Origin of the sequence: Microcoleus sp. F4-D5 (assembly GCF_036704885.1) — a bacterium.
In the GTDB taxonomy this organism is placed as follows: Bacteria; Cyanobacteriota; Cyanobacteriia; order Cyanobacteriales; family Microcoleaceae; genus Microcoleus.
On sequence record NZ_JAUBSX010000026.1, the window covers coordinates 1 to 15,079 of the forward strand.

The window sequence follows — 15,079 nt, forward strand, 5'->3', positions numbered from 1 at the left end:
CCCTCATGTCAATTTTTAGGAATTCCTAACTGAGTGATGCGAGCGTTGCACAGATTTTTGGGTGTTTTTACTCACTAAGTAGGTGTGCAGAATTAATTACACAATATTTCTACTGAAACCCTTGCCTAGCAAGGAGTCTTTATGTAATTAATTTTGTGTGGTTACTTATTATCTCGGATGATTCACTTTTATCCCCTCCATCTGCCTATGTGCCAGTTGGGGGTGCGGAATGTGGGTTTTTGTGCCGCTTGGGGAGTTCGGTCACCAATATATACCCCGACAATTTCTCTCGTTTTCCTATCTATGGCAAGCCAGACCGATTGCTCGTTATCTTTGTTTTCCACAAATGACCACAATTGATCACACTCAATGGCTAATTTCCCTTTAGTTTTCGGAGAAACCTTTACTTGGCGAGGAGTTTGAGCATATTTATTATTTACATATTTTTGCAGCCAACTGGGGGAAACTCCTACTGAACGAGCAATCCCAGCCAGCGATATTTTTTCAAGTAAAAGTTGATTTATTAAAATTTTAGTCTGTTCAGAAATATATTTTTTAGTAGGGTGAGCGACAAACTGTTTGCCACATTGTTTGCACTTAAATTTTTGTTTTTTATTATGGTACTACCATTCTTTATGGTTTTTTATCCTTGGCAGTAGGAACAACAAGGTTTCCCTTCTAAAAAGTTTAATAAATCTTCCATATTTCCTAAATTCACGCAAATTTTGTGGCTTTATTTCCCCTTAAGAAATACCATTTTTGGATACCTACTTATCTAAAAATATTTAATAACTGCTATAAGTTTTCCTTAACTAAAAATGGCCAGATTATGACCCATCAAGTTCAAGTCTGCCGATATACAAGCTAACAAATACCTGCTATCACTACATATTTATGACTACCCAAACACTGTTGGACATACTCAGCCACTTAGAAGAGTCGGACTGAGCGAAAGATGAGCGGAAAGTGGAATGTTCTAGAGGGTAATAAATCCGAAACTCGTTACCCGTGAAGAGTTAAAGTCAATCGGGATGACAGGATTTGAACCTGCGACCCCCTCGTCCCGAACGAGGTGCGCTACCAAGCTGCGCTACATCCCGAATTTAGTCACTATTTTTTTATGATATCACATTCAAGTCAAAATTGAGCAAGCTCGTATATAATTTGTAAAACACTACTCAGGCGGAGACAGGCGTGACAGTTAAGCCCCAGTGGTTGCGAGTTAAAGCCCCCCAGTGGGAGCGCGTCGGCAACGTCAAAGAAATTTTACGGGATTTAGCCCTCAATACGGTTTGCGAAGAGGCGTCGTGTCCGAACATCGGCGAATGCTTCAACGCAGGTACTGCGACATTTTTGATTATGGGTCCGGCTTGTACCCGCGCCTGTCCTTACTGCGACATCGATTTTGAGAAAAAGCCCCAACCTTTAGATCCCACAGAACCCCAAAGATTGGCGGAAGCAGTGCAGCGGCTCAAACTCAACCACGTGGTGATTACCTCTGTCAACCGAGACGATTTGCCGGATGGGGGCGCGTCTCAGTTTGTCGAGTGCATTCAAGCGGTGCGATCGGCGATGCCCGATACAACTATAGAAGTTTTGATTCCCGACTTGTGCGGCAACTGGCAAGCTTTAGAAATTATTCTCGCAGCCCGACCAGAGGTACTCAACCACAATACCGAAACCGTAAAGCGACTTTACCGCAAGGTGCGACCGCAAGGAAAGTACGATCGCACCCTGGAATTGTTGCAGCGAAGCCGCGAACTCGCACCTGGGGTTTACACCAAATCCGGCATCATGGTGGGGCTCGGAGAAACAGACGCCGAAATTCGGGAGGCGATGCAGGACTTACGGGCTGTCGGCTGCGATATTTTAACAGTTGGACAGTACCTGCAACCGACTCAAAAGCACTTGAACGTAGAAAACTTTGTGCCTCCAGAACAGTTTGATGCTTGGAGAAAGTTTGGCGAATCTTTGGGGTTCTTGCAAGTGGTTGCTTCTCCCTTAACTCGCAGTTCCTATCACGCCGAACAAGTGAGGGAACTGATGAAACTATACCCACGCTAGCAATTTTAATTTGAGTTGACTCGCGCCCGATCGCACCATTCTCACTAAAACCCGCTTAACCCGGTAACAGTGAGGAAAAACCTGGGGTTTCTATACAGGCCCAGTGCCAAAAACCCTGTTTCCGCTCTTTGCTATCTTGGATGAGCTAGCCGGGGGAAGCAGCAGCCAACAGCAAAACTATTATCGGTCGATCGCCCCCTCAAAGTCGCGACTTACCGAAAAGACATCCAGAAACCGGGTTTCTTCCTCAAACTTCTAGGTTTTAATCCAGAAGTTTTGTCGAGAAACCCGGTTTTTGCGTAAGTTGCTAACTCGGTACTGCCGACTGTACCAAATTTGAATGTCATATTTTGTAAGACATTGAACTTCAGCGCTCGCTGCGCTATCTTTAATCAAGAGCGCCGAGTTACATAACGTTTTATTACAAAAATCGCCACAAACTCTGAATATCATATTTTTTCAGGGATTAAACTTTCGCACTCGCTGCGCTATCTTTAATCAAGAGCGCCGAGTTATATAAAGTTTTATTAAAAAAATCGCTAATTTTCAAAAGTGATCGGGAACCAGCTTATCGGTGATGAAGATTAACTTAACTTCTGACGAACGTCACTTGTTTCTAGCGAGTCACTATCTATACTAGCTACATAAACAAAGAAGTACAACACACTTTCCAGGCCCTCAATCTGTTACATCAGAAAGTTCTTAGCATTTTCCAGAATCTTGGTAAAACAAGTGGGGCAGCAAAAGTTCGATCGAACAACAGCAGAAAAGTCAGGAAAGTTAGTAAAGAAACACAAAGCGGTGATGCTTCGTCTTAACAAACTGGGCATCATAATTATAAATAACCGCTAAGCGTAGCATCTTTTCACCCGGAGCAACTGAGAAAATCACTATGCCAGCCACCTCTTTTTACGCTGAAGCTGAATTCGACGAACAACTGCGAGTCATTCCCTTGCAAGATGATGTGTTGGATGAAGATGCTGAAGAAGTTGGAGATGAACTGCTCGACCAAGACCCAGCAGAGACAGAGGATGCAGACCCAGCAGCAAAATTGCAAAAAAATGCCAGCCGCCGCACTACAGATTTAGTGCGCCTGTACCTCCAAGAAATAGGTCGGGTTCGTCTGTTAGGTCGAGACGAAGAAGTCTCCGAAGCTCAAAAAGTTCAGCGCTACATCAAATTGCTCGAATTGCGCAAAACCACCGCTTCCCAGGAAGAAGGGCTGATACAGCGCTTCGTGCATTTAATTGAGGTGCGCGATCACTTGGCAGCACAGTTGGGACACAAACCTTCCCTGGAACGCTGGGCATTAACCGCCGGCGTCGGCGACGTGCCAGAACTCAAGCAAATTATGGCCGAAGGCAAGCGCCAGTGGGCAGAGTTAGCAGAGATGACGGTCGAGACCATCGAAAGAATTCAAGCTGAAGGCGTCGAAGCGAAAGACCACATGATTAAGGCGAACCTGCGCCTGGTGGTTTCGGTGGCGAAAAAATATCAAAATCGCGGTTTAGAATTGCTCGATTTAATACAAGAAGGGACTCTCGGACTGGAGCGAGCTGTAGAAAAGTTTGATCCGACGCGGGGCTATCGGTTTAGCACCTATGCCTACTGGTGGATTCGGCAGGGAATTACGCGGGCTATAGCCACTCAAAGCCGCACCATTCGCCTCCCCGTCCACATCACCGAAAAACTTAACAAAATCAAAAAAGCCCAGCGCAAAATTTCTCAAGAAAAAGGTCGGACAGCGACGATCGAAGATATCGCTGTCGAGTTGGACATGACCCCACCCCAAGTCCGAGAAGTTTTGCTGCGAGTCCCCCGCTCTGTTTCTCTGGAAACTAAAGTAGGCAACGAAAAAGATACAGAGTTGGGCGACTTGCTCGAAACCGACAGCATCTCCCCAGAAGAAATGCTGATGCGAGAAGCTCTGCACCGTGACTTGCAGCAACTGCTGGCAGATTTGACCAGCCGCGAGCGAGATGTAATTCTGATGCGCTTTGGTTTGGGCGACGGGCACCCCTACTCGCTGGCAGAAATTGGTCGCGCTCTCGACTTGTCCCGCGAGCGAGTCCGCCAAATAGAAGCCAAAGCCTTGCAAAAACTCCGCCAACCCAAGCGCCGCAACCGCGTGCGCGACTATTTGGAGTCTCTGACTTAAATTTGCCCTTGGGCCCGATCGATCGCACAGCGAGGCATTCGGCACTTGTGCAGAAGGCAGGAGGCAGGAGGCATTCGGCAGAAGTAACACTATTTACTTCTACATAACTTCTCTGTCCTCTGCCACAAGGCATAAAACTGCTTAAAAGTTAGTCAATTTTAGATTTTAGATTTACTCCACAGATAAGTCTGGGAGTTTGAATTGTGCTCTGCTAGCCACTCCCGTCGGAAAGCAAGTATGCGTTTTTGGGCAAGGTCAAAAAATATCAAAAACCAAATTTTTTCTTCAAGCTTTTTTCAATAAGCTCCGATATTTGCAAAATATCTCGATCTTTGTGTATGATTGTCAATAGGCAGACTTTCTTGAGAGGGTCACTATGGCACTTTACACCGCGTCCTCATTCAAATCCGAACTCAATGACAAAGGCTGGCGGATGACTCCCCAACGGGAAACCATCTTGCACGTTTTTCAGAACCTCCCCAAAGGCAATCACCTGAGTGCCGAGGATTTGTACACTTTGTTAAAAAATCGCGGAGAAAACATTAGCTTGTCCACCATTTACCGAACTTTAAAGTTAATGGCAAGGATGAGCCTGCTCCGCGAACTCGAACTAGCAGAAGGTCACAAACACTATGAAATAAACCAGCCTTACCCGCATCACCACCACCACCTAGTCTGCGTTCAGTGCAACAGAACGATCGAATTTAACAACGATTCAATTTTAAAAATTGGCATGAAGCAAGCTGAAAAGTCTGGGTTGCACCTGCTAGACTGCCAGCTAACCATTCATACGGTGTGCCACGAAGCTTTGCGGATGGGATGGCCGTCTTTGGTTTCCAGCAATTGGTCTTGTCCGAGGTCGATCGCCCAGCACGGCACCAGCGCCCAGGATTCAGTCGAGTGAAAGTACACTATTTTCGCATTTCAAGTACAGTTTGTTACCATTTTTAACAAAGCTCTTAGGCGCAAGTGCGATTCGCCGTTACGCCGAAACCGGGTTTCTTCAGGAAAATACATCATTTCAAGAATCAGTCGGAAACCAGAAACCCGATTGATGCAGCAGCGTCCGCAAGTCCGCTGCTAAAGATTTTGGCTCAACAAATAGTCGCTGCTGACCCCCTAACAGAGCCCTCGATCGAGCGAGGGCGTCTCTGGTCTAAGCATCAAAAACTCAGCCGATGGGGTCTGTGTAAAAGCCCAGGTCTTGCAGCCGCCTTTGTCATTGCTGAATGCTCGATCGAGAGTTGAACCTGCTGCTAATAGGAACAGCAGGAACAGCTACCCGCCGAGGTAATCCGTTTTGGAGCGCAGCCAAAGTCGCCGGAGTGGCAATACCCGTCGCCGGTGACAAATTGCGTTCTTGCTGAAACGACAGCACCGCAAACTCGGTCTCGGCTCCAAATACTCCGTTTACCGGGCCGGGGTTTTTGCCCAGACTTCTGAGCCCAGACTGAAGCTGTCGGACAGCAGACCCAGTATCGCCCCGTCGCAGACCTGCAGCGATTTGCCGCACAGGCGCTGCGGCCTGCCTGTGGCCTTGCCGCAAAGCCGAGCGAGTGCTGCGATCGACCCTTCCAGTCCCGAACAGCCCGCTATCCCTTTGAAAGCGGATCAAAGCTGCCTGAGTTGGTCGATCGAACCAACCGTGAATCTGGCTCCTGTAATAACCCAATTCTTGCAGCCGCCGCTGCACAAATTCCACTTGTCGGCCTCTATCGCCCAACTCCAGAAAATCTTCGTCATTACTCTGTGGGTCATCTTCCTCAGCCCATGAGCTAATTTCAGCTTGCCTCATCTGGAAATCGATAGCAGTCAAAGTAGCCGTGTCAGCGCAGCCGTCAGAAACCAAATTGTAATCTTGCTGAAAACGAGTCACAGCGTAGAGAGTGCGTTCGCGAAACTTGCCGTCAATGTTGCCTTCAAAATAGCCCAAAGCTTTTAACTGCCGCTGGATCAAGTCTACAGTCGCCCCTCTGTCCCCGAACCGCAGCCCCTTGCAACCGCCATTTCCCGAAATATCCCCCGGAAGGGTAACGGGGGGAACCGGCCGGGTGGAACCAAACAGCAAAGCTAAAGTTTGCCTGTCGGCAACTCCAGTCACCCGCAGTCGATTAATTCGCTGGAAGTATCTAACCGCATTTTGAGTAAGTTCGCGAAAACTCCCTGTGGGATGCGCGCTAAAATAGCCTAGCTGCTTCAACCTGCGCTGGAGAGCCGAAACATCTGCACCCCTGTCTCCAAAACCCAGTTCCCGATAATTGGTATAAATAGTTTTAAAAGGTCGATCGTCATCCCCGGCAAAACTGTTGAGTGCGCTCACAGTAGCTCGATCGGGCCTGCCACTGAGCGACAGTTGATAGTCTCGCTGAAAATTAGTCAGAGCTTGTCTAGTAACCGGGCCGAGTTGACCGGTGGAATATCTGGGAAAATAGCCGAGCTCCCGCAACCTGTCTTGAACCGCTCGCACATCGGGATAAACCGGATCTATTTGAGCCAAAGCCGCACCGGCTGCACTCAAAACCGACAGCATCAAAGCCAGAGACAGCAAACGGAGATAAGTCTGACTGGATAGGTTTTGCCGCTTGGGCTCATCAAAAATTTTCGACTCTGCGGGTGCTTCGCAAACAAGAGCCAGTTCTAGGTAGGCGAGGGATTCCATAACTTTTTACTGTGAAATTGTGGGTGGGGTGTAAGAGCAAACTCAAGCTGAGCTGTGGGTTGCTAAGGATTTATTAAGGCTAAGTTTTACCTGTTTGCGCGAAGCACCCGTTTTTGAAAAAATTTACCTTCAACAATAATTACAGGTAACAACTAAGATAGCATCGCGGTTTACAGAGACGCGAGTGTTAGGAAAAAAGTTTGCAGGCATAGTCTTAGCCTTTGAGGTCAAAAGACGAGAAGTTCTGGGGTAGTGCTGGCTAATATTTTATCTGGCTGCCGCTGAAATTACCACAAGACTGGCGCCCAGGTTGTCATTACCTTAATTTGCTGTCTGGGAAAGAGCCTGAAAGCGCAGGTTTTTTGTTCGTAAACGCGGTTTCTTCATGTTGCGAGTGCGTCTCGGAAAGTACCGCCGATTGACCGAAAAACGAGCCAATAAAAATCCCCACCCTTGCTACTTGCAAATAAAACGGGGATTTTTTGATAAGTTGACTTTGTATTAAAAAATCGACATCGCTTAAATTAAGCCGAACCGATCGCAAATTAAAGCTACTCCCGCTGCAAAAACCGTAATTCCTAATGCCAAAAGTGGATTTTGCCCTCGGCTGACTGCAAAAGAAGTGACAACCCCAGCTCCCAAAGCCGCAGTCACAGCAGCAGTCGCCAAATCTCTATCTGGACGTTTGCCGTACATATTTTCTTATCCTAGATAACTTTGAATCTAAAAAACTGACATCTTGTCATCAAAGTTAGCACTCTCGCTCTTTGTAGAGTGACAATCCCTTCAGTTTTGCAACTAAGCTTAAAATTTAGATAAGTTTCTTAATACAGGACTTACGCAAAGACACTAGATAACGCTTAGACTGTTCAGTCCTCCTCGTTTACCCTAGCTGTTTAGGTAGGCGTGGAGTACCAACCCCTATATGCTAAAGTTGTATCCGATCGCCAAACTTACTACAAAGCAATGACTACTTCTACGCCTAAAAACCAGACCGAGATTTCCAATACAGTCTCATCAAGTCCACAAATGCGATCTTTCCTGAAAATTATTGAGTATTTATCCCTAGCTGCTTTTGTTGGTGCATCCATCCTTACCAGAGTTTTTCCAGACAATCAACTTATCTTGATCTGAGGATCTATTTTTCTCTCTAGTTTTATTTTTCTGTTCCTGACCAAGAGACAATTAGCTCAGAACTCTAGGAATCTTGTTAATCAGTTAGAGTTCCGAAGAAAAGCTGAATTATATACTTATGTGTTGAACCCGAATAATTCTTCGGATAACAATCCGATCGCCCGGTGAGAGCAAAGGCTTTACGATATTGCCAGGAGTTGATTGGCGACTAGAAAAAGACTAGAGAGACTTCGATAAATATTTACTATACTTTCCAATTGGCAACCGTTATTTTATCGGGAGTCACACCAATTTTAGTATTGGTAGACAAATTGGAACCAGGTCAAGCACTACTCAAGTGGCTGCCCGTAATTTGTCCTGCTGTCGCCTCGATAGTCGCCAGTATAGTTACCTCCTTTCCTTTTCAGGAGAATTGGGTTTCTGCTAACACGACTGTGGAATGGTTAGAAGCGGAACAGGAGAAATTTATCTTGGGAGTGACTCCGGCTTATTGTTGCTATGATGTAGCCGACTAAACCCAACATCAACAAATGGCAAAAATGGCAATAGAAAACTTTATCAATCAGGTGAATGAGATTCATCTCAAACAAATCCAAAAACCAGATGAGACACGGTTAAAGGAGCAGAATACAGAGGCAGCTCAATCTACTGAGTCAAAGCAAGAGCAGAGTTAACGAAGCTGACAATAAGCTGTTACGCAGCTAGATCGTATAATAGAAAGACAAGACAAGTAATTGCTGCACAATCCGTTCTGCCAAAGATGCAGAGGCTCTCACAAAGGGCGATCGCCCTGTGCTTTATGGTGAACTCACAGAGTTAGTAGCATTTTGGCAGGAACGTTTGGTAAAGGAGGGTGTACCAAAAGGTGCGGTCATAACTCTGGAAGCAGATTTTTCACCAATGGAACAGAGTGAGGCCTGAGAGCATCCTCAGTAGCTTAAAAAAGCTTTTCATCTTATTAAACTAAAATCATGCAATCTGTAAAGCAACCGATTGAACTAATTATTGAATTCCGTAATTTTGCTCTCTTCTGGCTTGGGCAGTCTGTGTCTGAAATCGGAACTCGCCTGACAGGATTTGGCTTAAGTATCTGGGTTTATCAGAACAGTCACAACGTTACACAAGTAAGCCTAGTTATATTTTTTACAACATTACCAGGTGTAGTAATCACTCCCTTTGTTGGCGCATTGGTAGACAGGTGGAATCGAAAATGGATAATTGTTTTGAGTGACCTGGCTGCGGCTTTTGTCACACTAGGACTCGCCTTACTGCTACTAACTGATAATCTACAACTCTGGCATACCTATGTGACTGCATTTTTGACATCAGTGTGCGGTTCTTTTCAATTGACTGCTAAGGCCGCTGCTTTACCCATGATGGTCCCCAGGGAGCAGATTGGGAGAGCCAATGGCTTAATTCAGTTCAGCACAGCAGTAGGACAACTTGCAGCACCAATCATTGCTGGTGTACTCATTGCCACTTTACAACTTCAAGGCTTGCTGCTGATTGATTTTTCTACCTATGTCGTTGGATTGTTGACGCTACTCTTTATTCAGATTCCTCAGCCTGAAACTAATACCACACCAGATAATGAAAGTAATATCATCAACGATATGATTTACGGCTGGGAAAATATTTCATCTCGTTCTTTTTTGCTGATCCTGCTGGCATTCATGACAATTTATTTTTTTATTAATGGAATGACTACCGTCTTAATTAATCCGCTGATATTATCCTTTTCTTCTGCTACGACATTTGGGAGCGTGATGTCAATTGCTGGGTGTGGAATGATTGCTGGCAGCATCATTATGAGTATTTGGGGAGGAGGAACAAAAGCTGTCTCTCCTCTGTTTTTGTTTTCGGCATTAAATGGCATAGGTTTGGTAATTGCTGGCATAAAACCCTTGATCCCTACCATAACCTTTGGTATTTTTCTGTCGTTTTTTACCTTGCCTATTGTTCTAAGCACTAACGGTGCAATTTGGCAAAATACCGTTAACCCAAAGGTTCTCGGACGTGTTCTCTCATTATTCAACACAGTGACAGGCTTAGGCTTTGCTTTCGGTAATCTCAGTGCCAGCCCATTAGTCGATCGCATTTTGGAACCTATGCTATCTGCTGATGGGGTACTGGCTAATACTGTTGGCAGATTAGTTGAAACGGGCGAAGGGCGTGGAATTGGTTTTTTGATGATTGTACAAGGGCTGTTCGTTTTAATTACATCAATCAGTTTGTACAATTACTTTGCTGGTATAGAAAAAACTGAGGAATTGATAATTATTGATAGCTCATTGGTAGAGCAGGAGGCAATCGATAAGTTTCGTAATGAACAAGAAAGAGTATAAGAGGCTGTTGGAAAAGGTGGGTGAGGAGTATAAAATTAGGCTAGACGACGAACCACGATCCGGATCATCGGAATATAAATCCAACCTTCCGAAGTCTCTGGTAAACCTTCGTGAGCTCGACTCAACCGCCGACACCAAGATCGTCATCCAAAAGTACGTTCTACGACCCAGCGTTTCGGGAGTAGCACAAATCCTTTCCGCTCTTGTGGTCGTAAAACTACTTGAACAACCCAGCGACAAATATCCATTACCCACATCATGAATGAGTCACCAGTAAAACCACCATCAACCCAAATTGTATGTAATCTGGCAATTCGCTTTCCCTTCTGTTTGAGCCGTTGAAGAACAACTTTGCCGCCGTCTCGTTCCGTCTTACTAGCTGCGGTCACAAATACCGAGAGTACTAATCCCAGTGTATCAACGGTCACAAAGCGTTTACGTCCTTTAATTTGCTTGAACGCATCATATCCAACTGATTGATTGACCATTGCTGCTGTTTTGACGCTTTGACTGTCGATGATGGCTTCGCTCGGATCTGCTTTCCGCTGTTGCTCACTCCTGACCCAGTCCCGTAATCGCTCATGAATTGTCACCCATGTTCCATCTTGGCGCTAGTTCCGAAAATAGGTATATATACCATCTGACATGCTGGAAAATCTCCTGGTAAGTTTCTCCATGTGCAGCCTTGTGTCAAGACATAGAAAATGGCGTTTAGCACCGACCATACCTCTACCTCTCGGTTTCGACTGCCAGGTTTGGCGGCTGGAATCATTGGTTGGATTAGTTTTCATTGCCATTGTGTCAAGTTACTGGAGTATACTTTACTCATTGTGCTTTCAGGTTGTTGTGACTTAAGTATCTACAGCTTATATCCTGAAAGCTTTTTTATCCCCTACCCCCCTTTTCAAACAGCCTCTAAGTAGGTCAACCAGCCATATAAAATGTGAGAATTGAGGATGAATGCAAAATTTCAATTTTTTCTAAATCGCCTGAAAAATTACCATCACTGGTCGAACAAAATTGAAGTTGCCCAACAATCTGTCTTCGACTGCACAGGACATCTATTAAATACAAGAATATTAGTTAAGGGAGTGGATAATCGTCTGGAGATTTCGGAACAAACAAGGATATCTAATTATGATGTTGTGATTAAAGGCAGCGGTAATAGCCTAGAGATTGAAAACGATTGTGCTGCTAATGGCAATCATACATCTTTGACAATGTGGAATGAAGGAGATTGATGCAACCATGAATACGAGGTTTAGTGAACTTCTGCATTGGCGGCAAGCTAAGCATCACTGGTCTGACAAAGTGGGCGTTAATCAACGAATCGATATTAAAGGAACTAATAATCGCGTTGCGATCGCAAGTGGGACAAAGCTCTACAACCTGCAAATTGTCATTCACGGTAACGACAATGTACTTTCAATCGGAAAAAATTGTGATATCGATGGCTTTATCGAAATGTTCGGGAATGGGAATGAAATTGCGATCGGCAGTCGAACACAGATTTCGAGTGATGTGCGTCTCGCTGCACATGGAGAAAAACGAATCGGAATTGGTGAGAGGTGTGTGATAGCCGATCGTACTGATATACGTACAACAGATAGCCATTCGATTTTGAATGCCGAAGGCGATCGCATCAACCCTGACGAGAGTATCGAGATTGGCGATCATGTTTGGCTTACACGCGAAGTGATGGTGTTAAAGGGTGTAACCATCGGTTCTGATGTGGTCATTGGCCCTCGATCCATTGTTACCAAAAACATCCCACCTAACACACTTGCGATCGGCATTCCTGCCAGGGTGGCGCGGACAAATATTACCTGGTTGGTCGAATCAATATAAAAGTATTGGGGAACAACATAAAGGTATAATTATAAAAACTACAAGCGAACGCTTGATTCATAAAAGACTTCAGAACTAGAAACATCAACTCTACAAATGCATAGATTCAACTTCAAAGTAGTCAAGCGGTTTTGGGCGATTGCTAAACTTTATTGGTTAGGTAATGAAAAAGAAGGTGCTCTAGGTTTACTTGTGCTTCTCGGAGTCTTATTGCTTGCTAGCACCCTAGTCAAGGTGTTTTTAAATGCTCAACAGGGAGAGTGGATTTCTGCCCTTTCTGCCCATGATAGCGATCGATTCTGGCGAACTGTACTAGTTGCATTAGGGGGTATAATCATCTTTAGTTTTGTCAATTCTGGTTATGGTTATATGCAACAAACAATAGCCATCTACTGGCGACGGTGGTTGACCCATCACTTCCTCAATCAATATTTTAGTAATCGTGCTTTTTATGAGCTTAGTACCTCTAACCAAGAGATTGATAACCCAGACCAGCGTATAGCTGAAGATATTGCCAGTTTTTGCCAGCAATCTATTTTATCTTTGGTAAGTATTATTGAATCTATCTTTATTGTAATTGCTTTTAGTAGCATTCTCTGGTCTATTTCCAAAAACCTAGTTATTGCTCTAGTAATTTATTCAACATTAGCCTACCTGTTAACTATTGGTTTCTACGGTAGACAATTAACTAAATTAAATTCTGAGCAACTGAAAAAAGAAGCAAATTTTCGCTTTAGTTTAATCCGCATTCGAGAAAATGCCGAGTCTATTGCCTTTTATAACGGCATCTCTCACGAAAACAACAAAGTTAAACTTAGATTTCAGGAGGTATTTAATAATTTTAAGCGATTAATATTATGGTCAGAGGTATATTTAAACATATTTAAATTTCAGTTTAGTTATCTACCCTGGATAATACCAGGGATAATTTTGGCACAACAGACTTTGGCAGGTGAGATAGAAGTAGGAAAAGTGATGGAAGCTGCAGGCGCATTTGGCAATGTCGCTTTTTCTGTCAATGTGATTATGTATCAGTTTGATAAATATACTAAATTTTGTGCTTCGATTAATCGCTTATACATTTTTCATGAATATCTAAAACAACCAATAAAAAAAGTAGCTAATGCTGGGATAATTGATATAGTAAAACAGAGGCGTTTGGCCGTTAAAAATCTAACTTTGCAGACTCCCAATTATCAAAAAACTTTATTTACAAACCTCTCTGTAGAACTGCAACTAGGTCAAGGATTATTAATTATGGGAGAAAGCGGTTGTGGAAAAAGTTCTCTGTTGCGTGCGTTAGCTGGTTTGTGGAATTCAGGGACAGGTGTAATTTTTCGTCCTAAATTAGAAGAAATGCTATTTTTACCGCAGCGTCCCTACATGATTTTAGGAACGCTGCGGGAGCAGTTAATTTATCCTAATGCCAAAGTTAATCTCAATGATGAAGAAATCCATCAAATCCTTCACAAGGTAAATCTGTCGGATCTAGCAGAACGATTTGGAGGTTTGGGAGTAGAGAAAGATTGGAGTGATGTTCTTTCTTTAGGAGAACAACAAAGGCTGGCTTTTGCTCGGATACTGATTGCGAAACCAAAATATGCGATTTTAGATGAGTCAACGAGTGCTTTAGATGTCAACAATGAAGAAAATCTTTATCGTCTTCTGTTAGAGATAGGAACAACCTTTATCAGTGTTGGTCATCGTCCTACTCTCAAAAAATATCATCAAATCGTTGTCGCTCTTTCCTCAGATGTACCCAAATCTGAGTTTATGGTTGATATAAAAACTACAAAGGAGGTTTGAAAAAATAGAAACTTGTCCGCTTCAAGCAAATATCGTAAGGATTCAGGTCATATCCAAATAGGCGCAAACATTTGTCTAGTCTGCCTTTCAGCAAAAAAAATTATAAAGCCCTTCTCAATAATTTGGGGGGTTAGTCCAAATTATTGAGAATCAATTTAGTGAACTTCTGCATTGGTGGCAGGGCAAGCATCACTGTGGTATTATTGACGACGATAAATAACTACAGCATTCACGAAATTTCAACATAATTACAGGCAGGAGAATCGAATGACTACCGAAGATAGTAAAACATATGATGAAAAGATGAAGCAGTATTTGATAAATACGGTAGAGCAAGAATTTATTAGCGTAGCCCCTACCGCAGAATTACCAACACAATCTAATATTTTAGCCAAAGCCCCACAAATTGTGCATCAAGTCGAATCCACCACAAAGTGGACAATTCCTGAAGAGCTATTTGTGGTTGAGCAATCGCCCTCACTAATGCCACTGGCTCAGCGACTTTTTCTCTGGTCTTTTGTCTACGGTCTCGGACCCAAACGCTATTTGGAAATAGGAACTGATGCTGGTGGCTCAGCCATGATCGTGTTGGGGGCGATTCGCGCCTTGGGATTGGACAATTTTCGTGGCGTTTGCATAGATCCTCACTTTAAGCTGGATCGAGAAATGCGCGATTACTTGGGTGAAAAATTCACATACATTGAGAGTAAGAATTCGCCGGAGGCAATGATTGAAGCGGCCAGACTGTCAGGGCTTTTCGACTTAATTTTAATTGATGGAGACCATATGTACGATGGTGCCCTGATGGATATTATGCTAACAATACCTTATATTGGGCGCGGTGGGTACATTTTGATCGACGATGCCGCCAACCCCCAAGTTCGTGATGCCATCAGCTATGCAATCGAGAATTGCCGATTGATCGACTGTGGTTTTATGTGTCGTCACACAATATTATGCGACACATTCATTCCCCCTGTGGCATCTGGTACATGGCAAGGAGAAAAGTTTCGTAATGCAGGGCTATATGTACTACGCAAACCTTTATGATTTAATGTCGGACTG

Annotated in this window: 12 protein-coding genes, 1 tRNA gene and 3 pseudogenes; 10 read left to right on the top strand and 6 right to left on the bottom strand. The window is 44.0% G+C overall.

Annotated features, from left to right (window positions below):
- Positions 1–245: 245 nt before the first annotated feature.
- Positions 246–637: pseudogene (locus QUA80_RS14190) on the bottom strand (IS1 family transposase); the annotation flags it as partial.
- 389 nt (positions 638–1,026) lie between these two features.
- Positions 1,027–1,100, bottom strand: a tRNA-Pro gene (locus QUA80_RS14195).
- A gap of 91 nt (positions 1,101–1,191) precedes the next feature.
- Between QUA80_RS14195 and lipA the strand changes: the two are divergent.
- Positions 1,192–2,064: pseudogene (lipA, locus tag QUA80_RS14200) on the top strand (lipoyl synthase); the annotation flags it as partial.
- A gap of 212 nt (positions 2,065–2,276) precedes the next feature.
- On the opposite strand, the gene QUA80_RS14205 reads toward lipA, so the two are convergent.
- The gene (locus QUA80_RS14205; RefSeq protein WP_333425447.1) at positions 2,277–2,411 is read right to left on the bottom strand and encodes a hypothetical protein; all 135 of its coding nucleotides are present in this window, start codon (positions 2,409–2,411) and stop codon (positions 2,277–2,279) included.
- A gap of 545 nt (positions 2,412–2,956) precedes the next feature.
- Here QUA80_RS14205 and sigC point away from each other — a divergent pair.
- Entirely contained in the window at positions 2,957–4,222 is a 1,266-nt protein-coding gene (sigC, locus tag QUA80_RS14210; RefSeq protein ID WP_333425449.1) for an RNA polymerase sigma factor SigC, read from the top strand.
- A 376-nt stretch (positions 4,223–4,598) separates the two neighbouring features.
- Positions 4,599–5,126 (top strand): transcriptional repressor, encoded by a 528-nt coding sequence (locus QUA80_RS14215; protein WP_333425451.1) that lies wholly within the window; start codon positions 4,599–4,601, stop codon positions 5,124–5,126.
- 315 nt (positions 5,127–5,441) lie between these two features.
- Here the strand turns inward: QUA80_RS14215 and QUA80_RS14220 are convergent, their stop codons facing one another.
- Positions 5,442–6,881 (bottom strand): peptidoglycan-binding protein, encoded by a 1,440-nt coding sequence (locus QUA80_RS14220; protein ID WP_333425453.1) that lies wholly within the window; start codon positions 6,879–6,881, stop codon positions 5,442–5,444.
- Between the two features lie 519 nt (positions 6,882–7,400).
- Positions 7,401–7,577, bottom strand: a complete 177-nt coding sequence (locus QUA80_RS14225; RefSeq protein WP_333425455.1) for a hypothetical protein — start codon at positions 7,575–7,577, stop codon at positions 7,401–7,403.
- Between the two features lie 695 nt (positions 7,578–8,272).
- Between QUA80_RS14225 and QUA80_RS14230 the strand changes: the two genes are divergently transcribed.
- The 3 genes from QUA80_RS14230 (at position 8,273) to QUA80_RS14240 (ending at position 10,360) form a co-directional block, all read left to right on the top strand.
- A complete protein-coding gene (locus QUA80_RS14230) occupies positions 8,273–8,530 on the top strand; it encodes a DUF4231 domain-containing protein (RefSeq protein WP_333425457.1) in 258 nt (85 codons plus the stop codon).
- 15 nt (positions 8,531–8,545) lie between these two features.
- Complete coding sequence (locus QUA80_RS14235) at positions 8,546–8,689, top strand: hypothetical protein (protein WP_333425459.1); 144 nt, start codon at positions 8,546–8,548, stop codon at positions 8,687–8,689.
- A 297-nt stretch (positions 8,690–8,986) separates the two neighbouring features.
- Entirely contained in the window at positions 8,987–10,360 is a 1,374-nt protein-coding gene (locus QUA80_RS14240; protein WP_333425461.1) for an MFS transporter, read from the top strand.
- A gap of 35 nt (positions 10,361–10,395) precedes the next feature.
- Here QUA80_RS14240 and QUA80_RS14245 read toward each other — a convergent pair.
- Positions 10,396–11,132 (bottom strand): annotated as a pseudogene (locus QUA80_RS14245) (IS5 family transposase).
- A 184-nt stretch (positions 11,133–11,316) separates the two neighbouring features.
- Here QUA80_RS14245 and QUA80_RS14250 point away from each other — a divergent pair.
- The 4 genes from QUA80_RS14250 (at position 11,317) to QUA80_RS14265 (ending at position 15,064) form a co-directional block, all read left to right on the top strand.
- Positions 11,317–11,601, top strand: coding sequence for a hypothetical protein (locus tag QUA80_RS14250; RefSeq protein ID WP_333425463.1), 285 nt, complete (start codon positions 11,317–11,319; stop codon positions 11,599–11,601).
- Positions 11,588–12,208: an acyltransferase gene (locus QUA80_RS14255; RefSeq protein ID WP_333425465.1), complete on the top strand. Its 621-nt coding sequence runs from the start codon at positions 11,588–11,590 to the stop codon at positions 12,206–12,208. Before QUA80_RS14250 ends, QUA80_RS14255 begins: the two co-directional genes overlap by 14 nt.
- 96 nt (positions 12,209–12,304) lie before the next feature.
- On the top strand, positions 12,305–14,014 hold the full coding sequence (locus tag QUA80_RS14260; RefSeq protein ID WP_333425467.1) for an ABC transporter ATP-binding protein/permease: 1,710 nt from the start codon (positions 12,305–12,307) through the stop codon (positions 14,012–14,014).
- Between the two features lie 267 nt (positions 14,015–14,281).
- A complete protein-coding gene (locus QUA80_RS14265) occupies positions 14,282–15,064 on the top strand; it encodes a class I SAM-dependent methyltransferase (protein ID WP_333425469.1) in 783 nt (260 codons plus the stop codon).
- Positions 15,065–15,079 lie beyond the last annotated feature (15 nt).

Bases quoted from the DNA above. Each gene is read 5' to 3' on its own strand.
- QUA80_RS14205 (WP_333425447.1), bottom strand. From the start codon at position 2,411: ATGACATTCAAATTTGGTACAGTCGGCAGTACCGAGTTAGCAACTTAC.
- sigC (WP_333425449.1), top strand. From the start codon at position 2,957: ATGCCAGCCACCTCTTTTTACGCTGAAGCTGAATTCGACGAACAACTG.
- QUA80_RS14215 (WP_333425451.1), top strand. From the start codon at position 4,599: ATGGCACTTTACACCGCGTCCTCATTCAAATCCGAACTCAATGACAAA.
- QUA80_RS14220 (WP_333425453.1), bottom strand. From the start codon at position 6,881: ATGGAATCCCTCGCCTACCTAGAACTGGCTCTTGTTTGCGAAGCACCC.
- QUA80_RS14225 (WP_333425455.1), bottom strand. From the start codon at position 7,577: ATGTACGGCAAACGTCCAGATAGAGATTTGGCGACTGCTGCTGTGACT.
- QUA80_RS14235 (WP_333425459.1), top strand. From the start codon at position 8,546: ATGGCAAAAATGGCAATAGAAAACTTTATCAATCAGGTGAATGAGATT.
- QUA80_RS14240 (WP_333425461.1), top strand. From the start codon at position 8,987: ATGCAATCTGTAAAGCAACCGATTGAACTAATTATTGAATTCCGTAAT.
- QUA80_RS14250 (WP_333425463.1), top strand. From the start codon at position 11,317: ATGAATGCAAAATTTCAATTTTTTCTAAATCGCCTGAAAAATTACCAT.
- QUA80_RS14255 (WP_333425465.1), top strand. From the start codon at position 11,588: ATGAAGGAGATTGATGCAACCATGAATACGAGGTTTAGTGAACTTCTG.
- QUA80_RS14260 (WP_333425467.1), top strand. From the start codon at position 12,305: ATGCATAGATTCAACTTCAAAGTAGTCAAGCGGTTTTGGGCGATTGCT.
- QUA80_RS14265 (WP_333425469.1), top strand. From the start codon at position 14,282: ATGACTACCGAAGATAGTAAAACATATGATGAAAAGATGAAGCAGTAT.